The following is a 19,928-nucleotide window of genomic DNA, read 5'->3' as shown; positions in this document are numbered from 1 at the left end:
GGATGAAAGATGCGACCAGCGTACGTCGAAGCGCGCGCCGCCCGACCTCGCGGACCGGACGGACCCGCAGTCGGGCAGGACGGGGCCCATGCAGGAGCGTTACGCCCCGAGGACCTCTTCCTCACCGATGCGGACGCCCCGCGCCCAGTCGGCGGCCCGCATCGGCTTCTTGCCCTGCGCCTGCACCCACACCAGCTCCACCGCGTACGAGCCGGTGCCCACGTGGACGCTGTTCTTGCCGACGGCCAGAGCGCCCGGCGCGAGGTCGGTCCGCTCGGGAACGGGCAGGACCTGGATGAGCTTGAGCCGCTCACCGCGGAAGGTGGTCCAGGCCCCCGGGGCGGGGGTACAGCCGCGCACGACGCGGTCGACGCGCAGCGCCGGCGTGGCCCAGTCGACCAGGGCGTCCTCCACGGTGATCTTCGGCGCGAGGGTGATCCCCTCGCCCGGCTGCGGCACGGCCTTCAGGGCGCCGTCCTCGATCCCGTCCATGGTCGCGGAGAGCAGCCCACTGCCCGCGAACGCCAGCCGGGTGAGCAGGTCGCCGCTGGTGTCGGTGGACCGGATCTCCTCGGTGACCGTCCCGTACACCGGCCCCGAGTCCAGCCCCTCCTCGATGAGGAAGGTGGAGGCGCCGGTGATCTCGTCCCCCGCCATGATGGCGTGCTGCACGGGAGCGGCCCCGCGCCAGGCGGGCAGCAGCGAGAAGTGCAGGTTGACCCAGCCGTGGGCGGGGATGTCCAGGGCCACCCTGGGCAGCAGCGCCCCGTAGGCCACGACGGGGCAGCAGTCGGGCGCGATCTCCTTCAGCCGCGCCAGGAACTCGGGATCCCGGGGCTTGACCGGCTTCAGCACCTCGATGCCGGCCTCCTCGGCCCGCTGGGCGACGGGAGAGGCGACCAGCCTGCGCCCCCGCCCGGCCGGCGCGTCGGGGCGCGTGACGACGGCGGCCACCTCGTGACGCCCGGAGGCGATCAGAGCGTCCAGAGCGGGGACGGCGACCTCGGGGGTGCCGGCGAAGACGAGCTTCATGAGTGGGCGGGGCCTCTCGGAGGGACGGACGACGGGCAGCACACAAGTCTAGGACGACGGCCTGAGCCACCGCAGACCCCTTTTTGCGCGGGTGAACGGCCGGCCGCCCACCCCGTAACGCCCTCCAGGAGACGCGCGGTTCCCCACCCCACCGGACACGGCGCGCGAGGGTGGGAGACGAAGTCGGCGAGGCCCGGCGGCCGAGCCGCGCGCATCCCCGACCAGGGGGCGTACGCATATGCCCATACGCCCCCACACCGTGACCAGCGGAGCGAACCCGCGTTGGTCAAGAAAGAGTTGACCACACCTTCTTCAACGCCGGTTCGAGAGGCTTGTTCATGGCCGACCATGCAACCCACGACGCCCAGGCCCGGGCCAGCCTGCACTTGCTGGTGCGGGACATCGAGCGGGTCCGCCGGCAGGTGGACGCACTGCGCACCCTCACCGCCCAGCTGGGCAACGTCTACCGCCCGCGGCGCTCCGGCCCCTCCACGGGCTTCGTCGTCTACGGACGCGCCCCCGCCCCCACGGTCCGCCTCGCCCAGGAGCTGCGGGACAGCGTCGAGACCCTGGTCACCGCGGCGGTGGACTTCGACCGATCGCTCGGTTTCTCGTGGGACGCGGTGGGCTCCGCGCTCGGGGTCACCAAGCAGGCGGTCCATCGCCGCTACGGCGCCCGCCGAGCCACCGCGCAGACCGCCACCGCCACCGCCACTGCCACCGCCCCCGCCGCGGCGACGGCCACGGCCGAGGCCGAGCGGCCGACGGAGCCGGCAGGCGCCCGCACGGTCAGCGTGAACACGGGCATCCCGGCGGTTCCCACCGTTCCCGCCGCCCGCTCGATGCCGACCCAGCCGACGGCCGGCAGCCCGGCGCTGCGCGACGAGGCGAGGCCGACCGTGTTCCCCGGCCCGCGCAACGGCTGACGCGTCCGCCCGGACACCACGCCCCCGACAGCGTCCCCGCCCTGCCCTCTCGGCAAGATCCGAGAGGGCAGCCGCATGTCCCCCTCATCCCCCTCCCCGCCACCCACCGCACACCCGTCCCACCCGCTGCCGCCCCCAAGCGGCCGTCGGTCGGGGGACGACAGCGGCCACCCCGGCAGCGGGCCGCAGGCAGCCGTCCCACCCGCCGCCGGTCGGCAGACGACAGCGGCCACCCGGTGCCCGGCCCCAGACCGCGGGCCCCATGCTGCAGACAGCAGGGAAACGCCCCCGTACCCTGCCGGCAACACCCCTCACCCGATGTCCGGCGGGTCGATCCGCACTCGCACGGCCTCCTCACCGCCCCGGGCCATCCGAGCCGCCTGCGCCGCCTTCAACGCGGCGGCCAGCGCCGCGCCCCTCCCCGGCGGCACCCGGATCAGCGCCCGTTCCCACTGCTCCCCGGGCGGCGGCGCTCCCGGACGCCGAGGCCGCCCGGCGGGGGTGGCCGGGACCGGGACAGGGCCCAGCAGCTCGGCCTCCCGAGGCAGTTCGACGGCTCCCAGGAACGCGGCCAGCGCCTCCGCGGACCCCGACACCGCGGCCATCCGCGACACCGGCGGAAAGCCCAGCTCGGCCCGCTCGGCGAGTTCACGCACCGCGTGCCCCACGGGGTCCCAGCGCACCAGCGCCTGCACGGGCCGCAGGGTCGGCTCGGCGACGACGACCACGGTCCCCCCGGCCTCCTGCGGACGCACCAGCGCGGCGGCCGCGATCCAGCGACGCAACGCGTCCTCCCCGGCCCGCAGGTCGGGGCGGCCGAGCATGGCCCAGCCGTCCAGCAGCAACGCGGCCGCGTAGCCGTCCTCGGCGACCGGCTCGGCGCCGGGCGTGGACACGACGAGCGCGGGCGACGCAGGCACCGTGTCCAGCACGTGCTCACGCCCGGACGTACGCACCGGCACGGCGGGAAACGCCCGCCCCAGTTCCTCGGCGGTGCGTCGCGCGCCCACGATCTGCGCCCGCAGACGGAACGAGCCGCACTCGGGGCAGTGCCAGGCGCTCTCCTCGCGCCCGCACCACGCGCACCACAGGGCACCGGCGCCCGCCGCGCCCCCGTCGCGCGCCTCCAGTGGCCCGGAGCAGTGCCGGCACCGGGCGGCGGCACGGCACTGCGCACACGCCATCCGCGGCACGTACCCGCGCCGGGGCACCTGCACGAGCACCGGCCCGTGCCGCAGCCCCTCGCGGACCGCCTGCCAGGCGAGGGTGGGCAGCCGAGCGGCCCGGGCGGCCTCGTCCCGCGCCAGATCCTGGTCCCCCACGGTCCGCACCAGCGGAGCGGCCCGCCGCACCTGCTCCCGGCCGGCGACCAGCGGCCGCGCCCACCCGGTCTCCACGAGCTGGGCGCCCTCGACCGTGAAGCTCCAACCCCCCAGCAGGAAACCGCACTTGTCCTGCGCGGCCCGCAGCAGCAGCACCTCCCGGGCATGGGGCTGCGGGGCATGCTGCTCACTGTGGCTGTCGTCCCCGTCGTCCCAGAGGGCGACCAGTCCGAGGTCCTGGACCGGGGCGAACATCGCGGCACGCGTTCCGACGACCGCCCGCACGGACCCGCGTCGCACCGCGAGCCACTCCCGGTACCGCTTCTCGGGCCCGGCGTCGGCGGTGAGCAGCGCATGCCGCCCCTCCCCCAGCAACGCCGTCAGCGCCGCGTCGAGACGCGCGGCGGCCCGTCCGTCAGGTACGACGACCAGGGCCCCGCGTCCCGATGCGAGCGTCGCGGCGACGGCCCGTGCCATCTCCTCGGTCCACCCGGGACCGGGCAGCGCGTTCCACACGGCCCGCGGCGCGCCGCCGGACTCCAGCGACTCCAGGAACGCGCTCCCCCGCTCGTACCTCCCCCAGGTCCCGGTCTGCGGCGGCGCAGGCGGCGGGAGCGGCGCGGGCGAGGGGCGCTGCTCGGCTCGCGCGTTGCGGGGCGGCACGGCCAGCTGCAGCACATCGGCCAGGCTCCCCGCGTACCGGTCGGCGACGGCCCGCGCCAGCCCCAGCAGCTCCGGGCTCAGCACCGGCTCGGGCGAGACGACCTGGGCAAGTGCGGCCAGCGGCCCCGAGTAGTCGGACTCGGGGAGCCGCTCGACGAGGAAGCCGTCGATGAGCCCCCCGCCCTCGCGCCGCCCCTCCCGCACCCGGTGCCGGCCGGCCCCGAACCGCACCCGTACCCGCACCCCGGGTTGTGCGTCGGCGTCCAGCTCCTCCGGGACGGCATAGTCGAAGTACCGGTCGAGATGGAGCACACCCTTGTCGACCAGCACCCGCGCGACAGGGAGCTCCTTCGCCAGCGCGGCCCCCCGCCACGTCCTCGGCTTGGCCCGCGGGGTCTTCGCGTTGCGCACGCTCTCCCGGATGAGCGCGAGCTGTTCCGGCGGCGCGCCCTCCCCGGCCTCGCCGCCCCCCTGCCCGTTCTCGCTGCTCACACCTGCATTCTTACCAAACCCCACTGACAACCGAGGACGCCCGAAGGCGCCCCGGCGTCACCCTGCCGGGTTCAAGCCGGCAGCGGCACGGACCTGCGTGGTTTCACCGCACTCCCGCACCGGGACGAGACCCGCCGGGACGCGCCGAGGCCCGGCCCTCCGAGGAGAGCCGGGCCTCGGCGTTTCGCTGAGGGGCTGGACTACAGACCCGCGGCCTTGCGCAGCGCGTCCACGCGGTCCGTGCGCTCCCAGGTGAAGTCGGGAAGCTCACGGCCGAAGTGGCCGTAGGCAGCGGTCTGGGCGTAGATCGGGCGCAGCAGGTCGAGGTCGCGGATGATCGCGGCCGGCCGGAGGTCGAAGACCTCGTCGATGGCCTTCTCGATCTTCTCGGCGTCGATCTTGGCCGTGCCGAAGGTCTCGACGAAGAGACCGACCGGCTCCGCCTTGCCGATCGCGTAGGCGACCTGGACCTCGCAGCGCGCGGCGAGACCCGCGGCGACGACGTTCTTCGCCACCCAGCGCATCGCGTAGGCGGCCGAGCGGTCCACCTTGGACGGGTCCTTGCCCGAGAAGGCGCCGCCGCCGTGGCGGGCGAAACCGCCGTAGGTGTCGATGATGATCTTGCGACCGGTGAGGCCGGCGTCGCCCATCGGGCCGCCGATCTCGAAGCGGCCGGTCGGGTTGACCAGCAGGCGGTAGTTCTCGGTGTCGAGCTTGATGCCGTCGTCCAGAAGCGCCTTGAGCTCGGGCTCCACGACGAACTCACGGATGTCGGGGGCCAGCAGCGAGTCCAGGTCGATGTCGGACGCGTGCTGCGAGGAGACCACGACGGTGTCCAGGCGGACCGCCTTGTCGCCGTCGTACTCGATGGTGACCTGGGTCTTGCCGTCGGGGCGCAGGTAGGGGATGGTCCCGTTCTTGCGGACGTCCGACAGCCGCTTCGACAGGCGGTGCGCCAGGAAGATGGGCAGCGGCATCAGCGTCGGCGTCTCGTCGGAGGCGTAGCCGAACATCAGGCCCTGGTCGCCCGCGCCCTGGCGGTCCAGCTCGTCCTCGTCGCCCTCGACGCGGGTCTCGTACGCCGTGTCGACGCCCTGGGCGATGTCCGGGGACTGCGCGCCGATGGACACCGAGACGCCGCAGGAGGCGCCGTCGAAGCCCTTCTTGGAGGAGTCGTAGCCGATCTCGAGGATCTTGTCGCGCACGAGCTGGGGGATCGGCGCGTAGGCCTTGGTGGTGACCTCACCGGCCACGTGCACCAGGCCGGTCGTGATCAGGGTCTCGACGGCGACCCGGGAGGTCGGGTCCTCACGCAGCAGGGCGTCGAGAATGGTGTCGCTGATCTGGTCAGCGATCTTGTCGGGGTGACCCTCGGTCACAGACTCCGAAGTGAACAGGCGACGGGACACAACGCTCCCTGGGGTTGCAGCGGCTGCTGGCTGATCATTGGCGGACGCGACGGGAGCTGCGCCCGGCGTCGTCCGAGAACAGTTTATCGGTCGTGCCCTGCCACCGGCCCACCCGTCTCGCCTCTCGGGAGCGCTGTGACCTGCGGCACGGGCATTCTGCCGAAAGCCGAGCGCCCTTGGCCAGGGGCCCGCGACCGAATCGAGCGAGGCACGAGGCATCGGCGAGGCGTATCGAACAGTCAGCCGAGTCGCCGCGTCACCAGGTCCCACACGATTTCGGCCAGGGCCTCCTTGGGGCCGTGTGCCACGGGCGTTTCACTGCCGTCGGCCCCCAGCACGACCGCCTCGTTCTCCTCGGATCCGAACGTCCTGCGCTCCCCCACCTCGTTCACCACCAGCAGATCGCACCCCTTGCGGCGGAGCTTCTTCCGACCGTTGGCGAGCACGTCGTCGGTCTCGGCGGCGAAGCCCACGACCACCTGATTGGGGCGCGCCCGGTCGGCGGACACCTCCGCGAGGATGTCCGGATTTCGCACCAGGACGATCGGGTCCGGTTCCTTGCCGTCCTTCTTCTTGATCTTTCCGGTCGCGTAGGTCTCCGGCCGGAAATCCGCCACGGCGGCCGCCATGACGACCGCGTCGGCGTCGGCGGCCGCCTTCAGGACGGCCTCGCGCAGTTGCACGGCGGTGCCGACCTGGACGACGTCGACCCCGGCCGGGTCGGGCAGCCCGGTGTTCGCCGCGATCAGCGTGACGCGGGCGCCCCGGGCGGCGGCGGTGCGGGCGAGGGCGTAGCCCTGCTTGCCGGAGGAGCGGTTACCGAGGAAGCGGACCGGGTCGAGGGGCTCGCGGGTGCCGCCGGCGCTCACCACCACGTGCCGGCCGGTCAGGTCGGGCTCCCGCACGCCCCTGGCCAGGACGCGCCGGCAGACCTCGAAGATCTCGCCGGGATCGGGCAGCCGGCCCTTGCCGGTGTCGACGCCGGTGAGGCGGCCGACGGCCGGTTCGATCACGACGGCGCCCCGGCGGCGCAGCGTCGCCACGTTCTCCTGGGTGGCCGGGTGCTCCCACATCTCGGTGTGCATCGCGGGGGCGAAGACGACCGGACAGCGGGCGGTGAGCAGGGTGTTGGTGAGGAGGTCGTCGGCAAGGCCGTGGGCGGCCCTGGCGAGCGTGTCGGCCGTGGCCGGGGCGACGACCACCAGGTCGGCGTGCTGGCCGATGCGAACGTGCGGGACCTCGTGGACGTCGTCCCAGACCTCCGTGGAGACGGGGTGACCGGAGAGGGCGGACCAGGTGGCGGCGCCGACGAAGTGCAACGCGGAGGCGGTGGGGACGACGCGTACGTCATGACCCGACTCCGTCAGTCTGCGCAGCAGCTCGCAGGCCTTGTAGGCGGCGATGCCCCCACTGACCCCGAGAACGACCTTCGGCTTGTCCACCGTCTCTCCCCGACCTTCGACGACTCGTCCGCCGCGGCTCCCGGCGTACGGGTCCATCACACACCACAGGCCCGGCAGTCGCGCTGCCGGGCCTGTGGAAAAACCAATTGCGAGCCGAAAATACTACTGGGCCGGGCCTTCGACAGCCTCGGACGTCAGCAGACCGGCGTTGATCTCGCGGAGGGCGATCGAGAGCGGCTTCTCGTGGACGTGGGTGTCGACGAGCGGACCGACGTACTCGAGGAGGCCCTCGCCGAGCTGCGAGTAGTACGCGTTGATCTGGCGGGCCCGCTTGGCCGCGTAGATCACGAGGCTGTACTTCGAGTCGGTGGCCTCGAGGAGCTCGTCGATCGGCGGGTTGATGATGCCCTCGGGCGCGGAGATGGAAGAGGACACGCTCTACCTTCCGATGGATGGGAAAAGACCGGTCGTGATCACGGAAGTCATGAAGGACCCGCGATCACACAACATCCATCAAGGCTAGCAGCTCACGCGCCACGTCCTCGACGGAGGTGTTGACCAGGGTCACGTCGAACTCCGGCTCGGCCGCGAGTTCGATCTTCGCCGCCGCGAGGCGGCGCTCGATGACCTCGGGGGGTTCGGTGCCCCGCCCGGTGAGCCGGCGCACCAGCTCCTCCCAGGAGGGAGGAGCCAGGAACACCAGTTGGGCCTCGGGCATGGACTCGCGGACCTGCCGGGCGCCCTGGAGGTCGATCTCCAGGAGGACCGGCTCGCCCGACTCCAGGCGCTCCAGCACGGCGGCACGCGGAGTGCCGTAGCGGTTGCCGGCGAACTCGGCCCACTCCAGCAGCTCGCCGTTGGCGATCAGCTTGTCCATCTCCTCGTCGGTGACGAAGAAGTAGTGGACACCGTGCTGCTCGCCGGGGCGGGGCCTACGGGTCGTCGCCGACACCGAGAGCCACACCTCGGGGTGTTCCTTGCGCATATGGGCGACGACCGTGCTCTTGCCGACCCCGGAGGGGCCGGAGAGCACGGTCAGCCGCGGACGTACGTCCGGGGGCTCGGGGGTCGTCCCCCGGAATGTTGCAGCCATGCAGCGATTATTCCAGCAATCCCGGAGTGCCCGGGACTCCCTTCCCGGCAGGACCCGGGAATCAGGAGCCGGTGCTGCCGAACTCACGCTCCAGGGAGGCGATCTGGTTGGAACCGAGACCGCGCACGCGGCGGCTCTCGGAGATGCCGAGTCGCTCCATGATCTGCTTGGCGCGGACCTTGCCCACGCCCGGGAGCGACTCCAGGAGGGCGGAGACCTTCATCTTGCCGATGACGTCGTTTTCCTGACCCTGCTTGATGACCTCGTGAAGCGAGGCACCGGAGTGCTTGAGTCGATTCTTGACCTCGGCCCGCTCCCGGCGAGCCGCGGCGGCCTTTTCGAGCGCGGCTGCGCGCTGTTCGGGGGTAAGGGGCGGAAGAGCCACGCCTACGTCACCTCGGATGTCGAACTGTCGGATACGGACCGGTGAGGAACCTAGTCGCCCCTCACCTGGTGAGCCACGAGCAACACGCTGCCCGTTCACTCTCCGTCGGAGACTAGCGGCCAACTCCGCCAGAGTCAGCGAGAACAGAGGAAAAGTCCTGGTCAGCCTCCATAGGACCGGACATTTAAGACATAGTGCCCAGGATTTGAGGATGTATCCAGACTCAAGTCGGCCCCCGGCCGCCCGCCCGAGCCCCCGGTCGGGCGGCCGGCGCCCCTCAGGCGGACGCCACAGCGGCGCGCACCTCTCGCTCGAACCGCTCCACGGCGTCACGCAGAGCGACGACGTCGGGACCGTGGCGCAGCACGCCCCGGCTCACGTTCGGCACGACGTTGCGCAGCGCGGACCCGAAGACCCGTGGAAGATCGGCCGGGGTCGCCCCCTGGGCGCCCACGCCGGGCGCGAGCAACGGCCCGTTGATGTCGAGGTCGTACGCCGACAGGTCGCCCAGCGTGGCGCCGACGACCGCGCCGAAGGAGCCCAGCGGCTCCTCCCCCAGGTTCTCGGCGGCCAGGTGCGCCAGCATCGTCGCGCCCACGTTCCGTCCGTCGGCGCGCACCGCGTGCTGCACCTCGCCGCCCTCCGGGTTGGAGGTCAGCGCCAGCACGAACAGCCCCGCACCGCTCTCGCGGGCCAGCGCCACCGCCGGCGAGAGCGACCCGTAGCCGAGGTACGGCGAGACGGTGAGCGCGTCGGAGAACAGCGGCGCGTCCTTGTGCAGGAAGGACTCGGCGTACGCGGCCATCGTCGAGCCGATGTCACCGCGCTTGGCGTCCATCACGACCAGCGCGCCGGCCGCCCGCGCCTCCTGCACCGACCTCTCCAGGACGGCGACCCCGCGCGAGCCGAACCGCTCGAAGAACGCGCTCTGCGGCTTCAGCAGGGCGACCCGGTCGGCCGTCGCCTCGACGACCGTGCGGCTGAACCGCTCCAGGCCGGCGACGTCGTCATTGAGACCCCACTCGGCGAGCAGGGAGGAGTGCGGGTCGATGCCGACGCACAGGGGGCCGCGCTCGTCCATGGCGCGACGCAGCCGCGCGCCGAAGGGCTCCAGGGTCATGCCGTCTTCCTCACGTCGGCGCCGACCGCGTCGGCGAGAGTGGCGTAGGGGCTCGTGCGCAGGCGCGCGGCGAGGCCCTTGTGGATCGCGCGCCCCCAGAAGGGACCCTCGTAGACGAAGGCGCTGTACCCCTGGACCAGGGTGGCGCCGGCCAGGATGCGCTGCCAGACGTCCTCGGCGGTCTCGACGCCGCCGACGCCCACGAGGGTGATGCGGTCGCCCACGCGCGCGTAGAGGCGGCGCAGCACCTCCAGGGAGCGGGCCTTCAGGGGCGCGCCGGACAGCCCGCCGGTCTCCTTCACCAGCGAGGGATCGGACGTCAGCCCGAGGCCCTCGCGCGCGATGGTGGTGTTGGTGGCGATGATCCCGTCCAGGCCGAGCTCCACCGCCAGGTCGGCGACCGCGTCGACGTCCTCGTCGGCGAGGTCCGGGGCGATCTTCACGAGCAGCGGGACGCGGCGCGTGGTCACCACGCGGTCGGCGGCCTCGCGGACGGCGCTCAGCAGCGGCCGCAGCGCCTCGGTGGCCTGGAGGTTGCGCAGCCCCGGGGTGTTCGGCGAGGACACGTTGACGACCAGGTAGTCGGCGTGGGGCGCGAGGCGCTCGGCCGACTTCACGTAGTCGCCGACGGCCTCCTCCTCGGGCACGACCTTGGTCTTGCCGATGTTGACGCCGACCACGGGCTTGAAGACGGGCGTGCGGGAGGCCAGACGCGCGGCGACGGCCAGCGAACCGTCGTTGTTGAAGCCCATGCGGTTGATGAGCGCCCGGTCCTTCACGAGCCGGAACAGGCGCTGCTTGGGGTTGCCGGGCTGCGGCTCGCCGGTGACCGTGCCGATCTCGACATGGTCGAAGCCGAGCATCGACATGCCGTCGATCGCGATCGCGTTCTTGTCGAAGCCGGCCGCGAGCCCGAAGGGGCCGTGCATGCGCAGGCCGAAGGCCTCGGTGCGCAGCTCCTTGTAGCGGGGGGCCAGCGCGGCCGCGACGAACGTGCGCAGCACCGGGACGCGGACGGCCAGGCGGATCCAGCGGAACGCCAGGTAATGGGCCTGCTCGGGGTCCATCCGCTGGAAGACCAGGCGGAAGAAGAGCTTGTACATGGTCATGTCCTCGAAGGAGCCTCACGAAGAGGTCTCATGAAGAGGGGGACACCGTTTTCCGGTGTCCCCCTCGGGGCTGCTAGTCGCGGGCCGCGATCAGCTGTTCGGCGTGTTCCTGGAGCGAGCGGACGCCCACGTCACCGTGGTTGAGGGCGTCGATGCCCTGGACGGCGGCGGCGAGCGCCTGGACCGTCGTCAGGCAGGGCACGGACCGCGCCACGGCCGCCGTGCGGATCTCGTAGCCGTCGAGGCGGCCGCCGGTGCCGTACGGGGTGTTGACGATGAGGTCGACCTCGCCCTCGTGGATGAGCTGGACGATGGTCTTCTCACCGTTCGGGCCGGTGCCCTCGGACTGCTTGCGCACGACCGTGGCGTTGATGCCGTTGCGCCGGAGCACCTCGGCCGTGCCGGAGGTGGCGAGCAGCTCGAAGCCGTGGCCGACCAGCTCGCGCGCCGGGAAGATCATCGAGCGCTTGTCGCGGTTGGCGACCGAGATGAACGCGCGGCCCTTGGTGGGCAGCGGGCCGTAGGCGCCCGCCTGCGACTTGGCGTACGCCGTGCCGAAGACGGAGTCGATGCCCATGACCTCGCCGGTGGAGCGCATCTCCGGGCCGAGGACGGTGTCGACGCCGCGGCCTGAGGTGTCCCGGAAGCGGCTCCACGGCATCACGGCCTCCTTGACGGAGATCGGCGCGTCCAGCGGCAGCTCGCCGCCGTCGCCGGTGGCCGGGAGCAGTCCCTCCGCCCGCAGCTCGGCGATGCTCGCGCCCAGCGAGATCCGGGCGGCGGCCTTCGCCAGCGGCACCGCGGTCGCCTTCGAGGTGAAGGGGACGGTGCGGGACGCGCGCGGGTTGGCCTCCAGCACGTAGAGGATGTCGCCGGCCATCGCGAACTGGATGTTGATCAGGCCGCGCACGCCCACGCCCTTGGCGATCGCCTCGGTGGAGGCCCGCAGGCGCTTGATGTCGAAGCCGCCCAGGGTGATCGGGGGCAGGGCGCACGCCGAGTCGCCGGAGTGGATGCCGGCCTCCTCGATGTGCTCCATGACGCCGCCGAGGTACAGCTCGACGCCGTCGTAGAGGGCGTCGACGTCGATCTCGATCGCATCGTCGAGGAAGCGGTCGACCAGGACCGGCCGGGTGGGGCTGATCTCGGTCGACTCGGCGATGTAGGACGACAGCCGGGTCTCGTCGTAGACGATCTCCATGCCGCGGCCGCCGAGCACGTACGAGGGCCGCACGAGGACCGGGTAGCCGATCTCGTCCGCGATGGCCTTGGCCTCGGCGAAGGTGGTGGCCGTGCCGTGCTTGGGGGCCGGCAGGCCGGCCTCGGCGAGCACGCGCCCGAAGGCGCCCCGGTCCTCCGCCGCGTGGATGGCCTCGGGCGAGGTGCCGACGATCGGCACGCCGTTGTCCTTCAGAGCCTGCGCAAGACCGAGCGGGGTCTGGCCGCCGAGCTGGACGACGACACCGGCGATCGGGCCGGCCAGCGACTCCGCGTGCACGATCTCCAGCACGTCTTCCAGCGTCAGCGGCTCGAAGTACAGGCGGTCGGAGGTGTCGTAGTCCGTGGAGACGGTCTCCGGGTTGCAGTTGACCATCACGGTCTCGTAGCCCGCGGCGCTCAGCGCGAAGGAGGCGTGGACGCAGGAGTAGTCGAACTCGATGCCCTGGCCGATGCGGTTCGGGCCCGAGCCCAGGATGATCACCGCGGGCTTCTCGCGCGGCGCGACCTCGCTCTCCTCGTCGTAGGAGGAGTAGAAGTACGGCGTCTTCGCCGCGAACTCGGCGGCGCAGGTGTCGACCGTCTTGTAGACCGGACGCACGCCCAGCGCGTGGCGGACCTCGCGGACGACGTCCTCGCGCAGCCCGCGGATCTCGGCGATCTGGTGGTCGGAGAAGCCGTGCCGCTTGGCCTCGGCGAGCAGGTCGCCGTCCAGCCGGTCGGCGGCGGCCAGCTCGTCGGCGGTCTCCTTGATCAGGAAGAGCTGGTCGACGAACCAGGGGTCGATCTTGGTGTACTCGAAGACCTCCTCGGGCGTGGCGCCCGCACGGATGGCCTGCATGACGGTGTTGATGCGGCCGTCGGTGGGCCGGACGGCCTCGCGCAGCAGCTCGTCCTTGTCGCCGGGCTCGCCGACGAAGGTGAACTGGCTGCCCTTCTTCTCCAGCGAGCGCAGCGCCTTCTGGAAGGCCTCGGTGAAGTTGCGGCCGATGGCCATGGCCTCGCCGACCGATTTCATGGTGGTCGTCAGCGTGGAGTCGGCGCTCGGGAACTTCTCGAAGGCGAAGCGCGGGGCCTTCACGACCACGTAGTCGAGCGTCGGCTCGAAGGAGGCCGGGGTCTCCTTCGTGATGTCGTTCGGGATCTCGTCGAGGGTGTAGCCGACGGCGAGCTTGGCCGCGATCTTGGCGATCGGGAAGCCGGTCGCCTTGGAGGCGAGGGCCGACGAACGCGAGACGCGCGGGTTCATCTCGATGACGATGATGCGGCCGTCGTCGGGGTTGACCGCGAACTGGATGTTGCAGCCGCCGGTGTCGACGCCGACCTCGCGGATGATCGCAATGCCGATGTCGCGCAGCCGCTGGTACTCGCGGTCGGTCAGCGTCATCGCGGGCGCGACGGTGATCGAGTCTCCGGTGTGGACGCCCATGGGGTCGAAGTTCTCGATGGAGCAGACGACCACGACGTTGTCGTTCTTGTCGCGCATCAGCTCCAGCTCGTACTCCTTCCAGCCGAGGATGGACTCCTCCAGGAGCACCTCGGTGGTCGGGGAGAGCGTCAGGCCCTGGCCGGCGATGCGGCGCAGCTCCTCCTCGTCGTGGGCGAAGCCGGAGCCGGCGCCGCCCATGGTGAAGGAGGGCCGGACGACGACGGGGTACCCGCCGAGCGTCTCGACGCCCGCGATCACGTCGTCCATGGAGTGGCAGATCACGGACCGGGCGGACTCGCCGTGCCCGATCTTCTCGCGGACGGCCTCGACCACGCCCTTGAACAGGTCGCGGTCCTCGCCCTTGTTGATGGCCTCGACGTTGGCGCCGATCAGCTCGACGCCGTACTTCTCCAGCACACCCTGCTCGTGCATGGAGATCGCGGTGTTGAGGGCCGTCTGGCCGCCGAGCGTCGGCAGCAGGACGTCCGGGCGCTCCTTGGCGATGATCTTCTCGACGAACTCGGGGGTGATCGGCTCGACGTAGGTGGCGTCGGCGATCTCCGGGTCGGTCATGATCGTCGCCGGGTTGGAGTTCACCAGGATGACGCGCAGGCCTTCGGCGCGCAGGATGCGGCACGCCTGGGTGCCGGAGTAGTCGAACTCGGCGGCCTGGCCGATGACGATCGGGCCGGAGCCGATGACCAGGACGGACTGGATATCGGTGCGCTTAGGCACGCTGGCCCTCCATCAGGGATACGAACCGGTCGAAAAGGTATGCGGCGTCGTGAGGACCCGCTGCCGCTTCGGGGTGGTACTGGACGGAGAAGGCCGGCTGGTCGAGCAGCTGCAGGCCTTCCACGACATCGTCGTTGAGGCAGACGTGGGAGACCTCGGCGCGGCCGAACTTCGTCTCGCTGACCTGGTCGAGCGGCGCGTCCACGGCGAAGCCGTGGTTGTGCGCGGTGACCTCGACCTTGCCGGTCGTGCGGTCCTGGACCGGCTGGTTGATGCCCCGGTGCCCGTACTTCAGCTTGTAGGTGCCGAAGCCGAGGGCGCGGCCGAGGATCTGGTTGCCGAAGCAGATGCCGAACAGCGGCGTCCTGCGCTCCAGCACCTCGGTCATCAGCGCGACCGGGCCGTCCGCGGTGGCCGGGTCGCCCGGGCCGTTGGAGAAGAACACGCCGTCGGGGTTCACGGCGTACACCTCGTCCGCCGAGGCCGTCGCGGGCAGCACGTGCACCTCGATGCCGCGCTCGGCCATGCGGTGCGGGGTCATGCCCTTGATGCCGAGGTCGATGGCGGCGACGGTGAACCGTTTCTCGCCGACCGCCGGGACGACGTAGGCCTCCTGGGTGGCGACCTCCTCGTAGAGGCTCGCGCCCTTCATGTGCGGCTGGGCCTGCACGCGCTCGATGAGCTCGGCCTCCGAGGCGATCGACTCGCCGGAGAAGATGCCGGCGCGCATCGAGCCGCGCTCGCGCAGGTGGCGGGTGAGGGCGCGGGTGTCGATGCCGGAGATCCCGACGACGCCCTGGGCGACGAGCTCGTCGTCCAGGGAGCGCTTGGACCGCCAGTTGGACGCCACGCGCGCGGGGTCGCGCACGACGTAGCCGGAGACCCAGATGCGGGCGGACTCGTCGTCCTCGTCGTTCCAGCCGGTGTTGCCGATCTGCGGGGCGGTCGCGACGACGATCTGCCGGTCGTACGAGGGGTCGGTCAGGGTCTCCTGGTAGCCGGTCATGCCGGTGGAGAACACCGCTTCGCCGAAGGTCTCCCCCACGGCCCCGTAGGCACGGCCGCGGAAGCTCCGCCCGTCCTCCAGGACTAGTACGGCGGGAACCCTTGCGGCTCCCCTGGTGGAGGTCGTCATCGTGCGCCTTCCGTTTCCGTCGGATTTTCCGTCTTGTCGATCATCGAGTTGATGGCGGCGACCCACTCGTCGTGCTCGGCCGCGTGGTCCGAGCGGAACCCGGAGTCCAGCAGCCGGTCGCCGTGCGCCCAGGTCACCACCAGCAGTCCGCCCTCGGTGAGGACCTTGCCCGCGATGCCCTTGTCGAGCCGGGCCTCGCGCAGTGCGGCCGCCGGGACGAAGAAGTCGGTGGCGCCGGGGCGCACGACGTCCAGTCCCGCGTCCGTCAGGGTGAGCTCGACCCGGCTGCGGGTGCCCAGGCCGTGCGCCACGATGCGGTCGAGCCACTGCCCGGCGGTGGTGGAACCGTGGTAGCGGCCGCTCATCGACAACACGGTCAGTCTCGCCCCGCCCGGCTCGGAGGGCGCGACAGGGAGCTCGGGCAGGTCGCCCTGGAGCGTGCCGCGCCACTTCCAGCCCTCGCGCATCAGCCAGTACACGAGCGCGACGAAGAGGCCGAGGCCGACCACCCAGCCGATCCGGGCCGCCCAGTCGGTCACTTGGGCCGATTCCTTCTCGGCCGCGAGCAGTAGTGCTGCAGATGTCACGTGAGCTTCCCGTCGACGAGCGTGGCCTTGCCCCGGAGCCAGGTGTGCGTGACACGGCCCGGCAGCTCACGCCCCTCGTACGGGGTGTTCCGGCTGCGCGAGGCGAAGCCCGCGGGGTCCACGGACCCACGGTATTCCGTGTCGACGAGCGTGAGGTTGGCGGGCTCACCAGCCGAGACGGGCCGCCCGTGGCCCTGCGCCCGCCCGATCCTGGCCGGCGCGAAGGACATGCGGTCGGCGACCCCGGCCCAGTCCAGCAGGCCCGTCCCCACCATCGTCTCCTGGACCACCGACAGCGCGGTCTCCAGGCCGACCATGCCCATGGCGGCCGCGGCCCACTCGCAGTCCTTGTCCTCGTGCGGGTGCGGGGCGTGGTCGGTGGCCACGATGTCGATCGTGCCGTCGGCGAGGGCCTCGCGCAGCGCGAGCACGTCCCGCTCGGTGCGCAGCGGCGGGTTCACCTTGTAGACCGGGTTGTACGACCGGACCAGCTCGTCCGTCAGGAGCAGGTGGTGCGGGGTGACCTCGGCGGTCACGTCGATGCCGCGGGACTTGGCCCAGCGGACGATCTCGACCGACCCCGCGGTCGACAGGTGGCAGATGTGGACGCGGGAGCCGACGTGCTCGGCGAGCAGGACGTCCCGGGCGATGATCGACTCCTCGGCCACCGCGGGCCAGCCCCCGAGGCCCAGCTCGGCCGAGACGACGCCCTCGTTCATCTGCGCGCCCTCGGTCAGCCGGGGCTCCTGCGCGTGCTGGGCGACGACCCCGCCGAAGGCCTTCACGTACTCCAGGGCGCGCCGCATGATCACGGCGTCGTCGACGCACTTGCCGTCGTCGGAGAAGACGGTGACGCCGGCGGCCGACTCGTGCATGGCGCCCAGCTCGGCGAGCTTGCGCCCCTCCAGGCCGACGGTGACCGCGCCGATGGGCTGCACGTCGCAGTATCCGTGCTCCCGGCCGAGCCGGTAGACCTGCTCGACCACGCCGGCGGTGTCGGCGACGGGGAAGGTGTTGGCCATGGCGAAGACGGCCGTGTAGCCGCCGCGGGCCGCCGCGCGGGTGCCGGTGAGGACGGTCTCGGAGTCCTCGCGGCCCGGCTCGCGCAGGTGGGTGTGCAGGTCGACCAGGCCCGGCAGCAGCACCTTGCCCGCGGCCTCGACGACCTCGGCGCCGTCGGCCGACAGCCCCCGGCCCACCTCGGCGATGGTCTCGCCGTCGACCAGGACGTCCTGCTGCTCGCCGCCGAGCACCTTCGCACCACGGATCAGGATCTTGCTCATGTCTGTTACTTCTCCTCGGTGGTACGGGCGTGGCTGACGGCGGGTTCGTTGCCGCCCAGGAGCAGGTAGAGGACGGCCATCCGGATGGACACGCCGTTGGCGACCTGTTCGACGACGGTGCAGCGCTCGGAGTCGGCGACCTCGGCGGTGATCTCCATGCCGCGCACCATGGGGCCGGGGTGCATCACGACGGCGTGCTCGGGCATCCGCGCCATCCGGTCGCCGTCGAGGCCGTAGCGCCGCGAGTACTCGCGCTCGGTCGGGAAGAACGCGGCGTTCATCCGCTCGCGCTGCACGCGCAGCATCATCACCGCGTCGGACTTGGGCAGCGTGCTGTCGAGGTCGTACGACACCTCGCAGGGCCAGGCCTCGATGCCGACCGGCACCAGCGTGGGCGGGGCGACCAGGGTGACCTCGGCGCCGAGCGTGTGCAGCAGGTCGACGTTGGAGCGGGCGACCCGGCTGTGCAGGACGTCGCCGACGATCGTGATGCGCTTGCCGGAGAGGTCCCGGCCGAGCCCGGCGTCCCGGCCGACCAGGCGGCGGCGCATGGTGAAGGCGTCCAGGAGGGCCTGGGTGGGGTGCTGGTGGGTGCCGTCGCCGGCGTTGACGACGACCGCGTCGATCCAGCCGGAAGTGGCCAGCCGGTACGGCGCGCCGGAGGCCCCGTGCCGGATGACGACCGCGTCGACGCCCATGGCCTCCAGCGTCTGGGCGGTGTCCTTCAGGGACTCGCCCTTGGACACGCTCGAGCCCTTGGCGGAGAAGTTGATGACGTCCGCGGACAGCCGCTTCTCGGCGGCCTCGAACGAGATGCGCGTGCGCGTGGAGTCCTCGAAGAAGAGGTTGACGATCGTGCGGCCGCGCAGGGTGGGCAGTTTCTTGATGGGCCGGTCGGCCACCCGTGCCATCTCCTCGGCGGTGTCGAGGATGAGGACGGCGTCGTCGCGGGTGAGGTCGGCGGCCGAGATGAGATGACGCTGCATCTGTCAGGCTCCGTAAGGCAGTTCAGGAATTCGGGAGGTTCCGGGCAGGCAGGGGCACGCCTGCGGGACGCACGGCGGTGAGGCCGTACGCGCGCGTGCTACTGCTGGGCGGTCTGCTTCACACCGAGCAGCACGGTGTCGCGACCGTCCTCCTCGGCGAGCTGGACCTTGACCGTCTCCCGCAGCGACGTGGGGAGGTTCTTGCCCACGTAGTCGGCGCGGATGGGCAGTTCGCGGTGGCCGCGGTCGACAAGGACCGCGAGCTGCACCGCGCGCGGGCGCCCGAGGTCGTTGAGCGCGTCGAGGGCGGCGCGGATGGTGCGGCCGGAGAAGAGCACGTCGTCCACGAGGACGACCAGCTTGCCGTCCAGGCCGTCGCCGGGGATCTCGGTGCGGGCCAGCGCACGCGGAGGGTGCATGCGCAGGTCGTCGCGGTACATGGTGATGTCGAGGGAGCCGACGGGGATCTTGCGGTCGGTGACCTGCTCGAGCTTGGCGCCGAGCCGCTGGGCGAGGAAGACGCCGCGGGTCGGGATGCCGAGGAGGACCACGTCGTCGGCGCCCTTGGCGCGTTCGACGATCTCGTGGGCGATACGGGTCAGCACACGCGCGATATCGGGGGCCTCGAGGACGGGCCGCGCGTCGGCCTGCCCGGGATCCTGCTCAAAGTCCTGCTTGTCCATACGAAACGGACCTCCTTCTCCGCCTCACGGGACGGACCTTAAAGGACGTCGGATTTGCGCCATCCACGGTAGCAGGCCCCGACGACCCCCCTGATCACCCCCTTGGCCTAATCGGCCACCGATACCACGGAAGCGTCGGTGTGGACCATTCGGCTTGACGCAGAAGAATCACGCTGCGTAACCTCACAGTGAGTTACCAGCACGCGGCTCGTACCGCGTCGACCCATTGCCGGGAGCCATATGTCCAGCGAATACGCCAAACAGCTCGGGGCCAAGCTCCGGGCGATCCGCACCCAGCAGGGCCTTTCCCTCCACGGTGTCGAGGAGAAGTCCCAGGGACGCTGGAAGGCGGTCGTGGTCGGTTCTTACGAGCGCGGCGACCGCGCCGTGACCGTGCAGCGCCTTGCCGAGTTGGCGGATTTCTACGGCGTTCCCGTGCAGGAACTGCTGCCGGGCACCACCCCGGGCGGAGCGGCCGAGCCGCCGCCGAAGCTGGTCCTGGACCTGGAGCGACTGGCTCACGTGCCGGTCGAGAAGGCGGGCCCGCTGCAGCGCTACGCGGCCACGATCCAGTCGCAGCGCGGTGACTACAACGGCAAGGTGCTGTCGATCCGCCAGGACGACCTGCGCACCCTCGCCGTCATCTACGACCAGTCGCCCTCGGTCCTGACCGAGCAGCTGATCAGCTGGGGCGTCCTGGACGCGGACGCGCGTCGCGCCGTCTCCCACGAGGAGAACTAGCCCGCTCCGCGGTTGAGCAGAAACGTACCCTCGGGATGGCCGGAACCGGACGGTTCCGGCCATCCCTGTGGGGGGGGGGGGAAGACGGAAAGGGAAAAAACAGCGTTTTGGGGGGCCCCACAACATCTCCCCCCCCCAAAAATGAGGGGGGCGAGCTAGTCTTCCTAGGAGCGACCC

17 protein-coding genes are annotated in these 19,928 nt (G+C 71.6%); 2 read left to right on the top strand and 15 right to left on the bottom strand.

The annotated features are described in order from the left end of the window. Nucleotides 1-99 precede the first annotated feature (99 nt). Nucleotides 100-1,032, bottom strand: a complete 933-nt coding sequence (gene fmt / locus ACZ7DE_RS19305) for a methionyl-tRNA formyltransferase (protein ID WP_470762670.1) — start codon at nt 1,030-1,032, stop codon at nt 100-102. Nucleotides 1,033-1,370: 338 nt separating this feature from the next. Between fmt and ACZ7DE_RS19300 the strand changes: the two genes are divergently transcribed. Then, on the top strand, nt 1,371-1,958 hold the full coding sequence (locus ACZ7DE_RS19300) for a hypothetical protein (protein ID WP_470762668.1): 588 nt from the start codon (nt 1,371-1,373) through the stop codon (nt 1,956-1,958). A 311-nt stretch (nt 1,959-2,269) separates the two neighbouring features. Here ACZ7DE_RS19300 and ACZ7DE_RS19295 read toward each other — a convergent pair whose 3' ends face one another. The 14 genes from ACZ7DE_RS19295 to pyrR all read right to left on the bottom strand — a co-directional run bounded on the left by ACZ7DE_RS19295 (nt 2,270) and on the right by pyrR (nt 19,010). Continuing rightward, on the bottom strand, nt 2,270-4,435 hold the full coding sequence (locus ACZ7DE_RS19295) for a primosomal protein N' (RefSeq protein ID WP_470762666.1): 2,166 nt from the start codon (nt 4,433-4,435) through the stop codon (nt 2,270-2,272). A 200-nt stretch (nt 4,436-4,635) separates the two neighbouring features. Continuing rightward, nucleotides 4,636-5,844: a methionine adenosyltransferase gene (gene metK / locus ACZ7DE_RS19290; RefSeq protein WP_470762664.1), complete on the bottom strand. Its 1,209-nt coding sequence runs from the start codon at nt 5,842-5,844 to the stop codon at nt 4,636-4,638. A 239-nt stretch (nt 5,845-6,083) separates the two neighbouring features. After that, complete coding sequence (gene coaBC, locus ACZ7DE_RS19285; RefSeq protein ID WP_470762662.1) at nt 6,084-7,286, bottom strand: bifunctional phosphopantothenoylcysteine decarboxylase/phosphopantothenate--cysteine ligase CoaBC; 1,203 nt, start codon at nt 7,284-7,286, stop codon at nt 6,084-6,086. A gap of 123 nt (nt 7,287-7,409) precedes the next feature. Then, nucleotides 7,410-7,682 carry a DNA-directed RNA polymerase subunit omega gene (rpoZ, locus tag ACZ7DE_RS19280; RefSeq protein WP_003988945.1) on the bottom strand — a complete coding sequence of 91 codons (273 nt, stop codon included), beginning with the start codon at nt 7,680-7,682 and terminating at the stop codon, nt 7,410-7,412. A 64-nt stretch (nt 7,683-7,746) separates the two neighbouring features. After that, a complete protein-coding gene (gene gmk / locus ACZ7DE_RS19275; RefSeq protein WP_470762660.1) occupies nt 7,747-8,340 on the bottom strand; it encodes a guanylate kinase in 594 nt (197 codons plus the stop codon). 61 nt (nt 8,341-8,401) lie between these two features. Continuing rightward, nucleotides 8,402-8,725 (bottom strand): integration host factor, encoded by a 324-nt coding sequence (locus ACZ7DE_RS19270; protein WP_003977346.1) that lies wholly within the window; start codon nt 8,723-8,725, stop codon nt 8,402-8,404. A gap of 277 nt (nt 8,726-9,002) precedes the next feature. Further along, nucleotides 9,003-9,845: an orotidine-5'-phosphate decarboxylase gene (gene pyrF, locus ACZ7DE_RS19265; RefSeq protein ID WP_470762658.1), complete on the bottom strand. Its 843-nt coding sequence runs from the start codon at nt 9,843-9,845 to the stop codon at nt 9,003-9,005. After that, nucleotides 9,842-10,948: a quinone-dependent dihydroorotate dehydrogenase gene (locus ACZ7DE_RS19260; protein ID WP_470762844.1), complete on the bottom strand. Its 1,107-nt coding sequence runs from the start codon at nt 10,946-10,948 to the stop codon at nt 9,842-9,844. The genes pyrF and ACZ7DE_RS19260 overlap by 4 nt, the downstream gene beginning before the upstream one ends. Before the next feature lie 79 nt (nt 10,949-11,027). Beyond that, the gene (gene carB, locus ACZ7DE_RS19255) at nt 11,028-14,336 is read right to left on the bottom strand and encodes a carbamoyl-phosphate synthase large subunit (RefSeq protein WP_470762656.1); all 3,309 of its coding nucleotides are present in this window, start codon (nt 14,334-14,336) and stop codon (nt 11,028-11,030) included. Further along, complete coding sequence (gene carA, locus ACZ7DE_RS19250) at nt 14,329-15,471, bottom strand: glutamine-hydrolyzing carbamoyl-phosphate synthase small subunit (RefSeq protein WP_470762655.1); 1,143 nt, start codon at nt 15,469-15,471, stop codon at nt 14,329-14,331. Before carA ends, carB begins: the two co-directional genes overlap by 8 nt. Next, nucleotides 15,468-16,058, bottom strand: a complete 591-nt coding sequence (locus ACZ7DE_RS19245) for a PH-like domain-containing protein (RefSeq protein WP_470762652.1) — start codon at nt 16,056-16,058, stop codon at nt 15,468-15,470. The genes carA and ACZ7DE_RS19245 overlap by 4 nt, the downstream gene beginning before the upstream one ends. Next, nucleotides 16,055-17,341, bottom strand: coding sequence for a dihydroorotase (locus tag ACZ7DE_RS19240; RefSeq protein WP_470762650.1), 1,287 nt, complete (start codon nt 17,339-17,341; stop codon nt 16,055-16,057). Before ACZ7DE_RS19240 ends, ACZ7DE_RS19245 begins: the two co-directional genes overlap by 4 nt. 5 nt (nt 17,342-17,346) lie before the next feature. Then, nucleotides 17,347-18,327 carry an aspartate carbamoyltransferase catalytic subunit gene (locus tag ACZ7DE_RS19235; protein WP_470762648.1) on the bottom strand — a complete coding sequence of 327 codons (981 nt, stop codon included), beginning with the start codon at nt 18,325-18,327 and terminating at the stop codon, nt 17,347-17,349. Between the two features lie 98 nt (nt 18,328-18,425). Continuing rightward, the gene (gene pyrR / locus ACZ7DE_RS19230) at nt 18,426-19,010 is read right to left on the bottom strand and encodes a bifunctional pyr operon transcriptional regulator/uracil phosphoribosyltransferase PyrR (protein WP_470762646.1); all 585 of its coding nucleotides are present in this window, start codon (nt 19,008-19,010) and stop codon (nt 18,426-18,428) included. A gap of 240 nt (nt 19,011-19,250) precedes the next feature. On the opposite strand from pyrR, the gene bldD reads away from it, so the two are divergent. Further along, on the top strand, nt 19,251-19,751 hold the full coding sequence (bldD, locus tag ACZ7DE_RS19225) for a transcriptional regulator BldD (protein WP_030785871.1): 501 nt from the start codon (nt 19,251-19,253) through the stop codon (nt 19,749-19,751). Nucleotides 19,752-19,928: the final 177 nt, after the last annotated feature.

Source organism: Streptomyces sp. NPDC037083, assembly GCF_055606485.1.
Note: the sequence above shows the minus strand (reverse complement) of the source record. Positions and strands in the feature narration are given on the sequence as shown.

Coding starts and splice junctions, on each gene's coding strand:
- fmt (WP_470762670.1), bottom strand. CDS start 1,032: ATGAAGCTCGTCTTCGCCGGCACCCCCGAGGTCGCCGTCCCCGCTCTG.
- bldD (WP_030785871.1), top strand. CDS start 19,251: ATGTCCAGCGAATACGCCAAACAGCTCGGGGCCAAGCTCCGGGCGATC.
- ACZ7DE_RS19235 (WP_470762648.1), bottom strand. CDS start 18,327: ATGCAGCGTCATCTCATCTCGGCCGCCGACCTCACCCGCGACGACGCC.
- pyrR (WP_470762646.1), bottom strand. CDS start 19,010: ATGGACAAGCAGGACTTTGAGCAGGATCCCGGGCAGGCCGACGCGCGG.
- ACZ7DE_RS19260 (WP_470762844.1), bottom strand. CDS start 10,948: ATGTACAAGCTCTTCTTCCGCCTGGTCTTCCAGCGGATGGACCCCGAG.
- carA (WP_470762655.1), bottom strand. CDS start 15,471: ATGACGACCTCCACCAGGGGAGCCGCAAGGGTTCCCGCCGTACTAGTC.
- gmk (WP_470762660.1), bottom strand. CDS start 8,340: ATGGCTGCAACATTCCGGGGGACGACCCCCGAGCCCCCGGACGTACGT.
- ACZ7DE_RS19300 (WP_470762668.1), top strand. CDS start 1,371: ATGGCCGACCATGCAACCCACGACGCCCAGGCCCGGGCCAGCCTGCAC.
- ACZ7DE_RS19240 (WP_470762650.1), bottom strand. CDS start 17,341: ATGAGCAAGATCCTGATCCGTGGTGCGAAGGTGCTCGGCGGCGAGCAG.
- pyrF (WP_470762658.1), bottom strand. CDS start 9,845: ATGACCCTGGAGCCCTTCGGCGCGCGGCTGCGTCGCGCCATGGACGAG.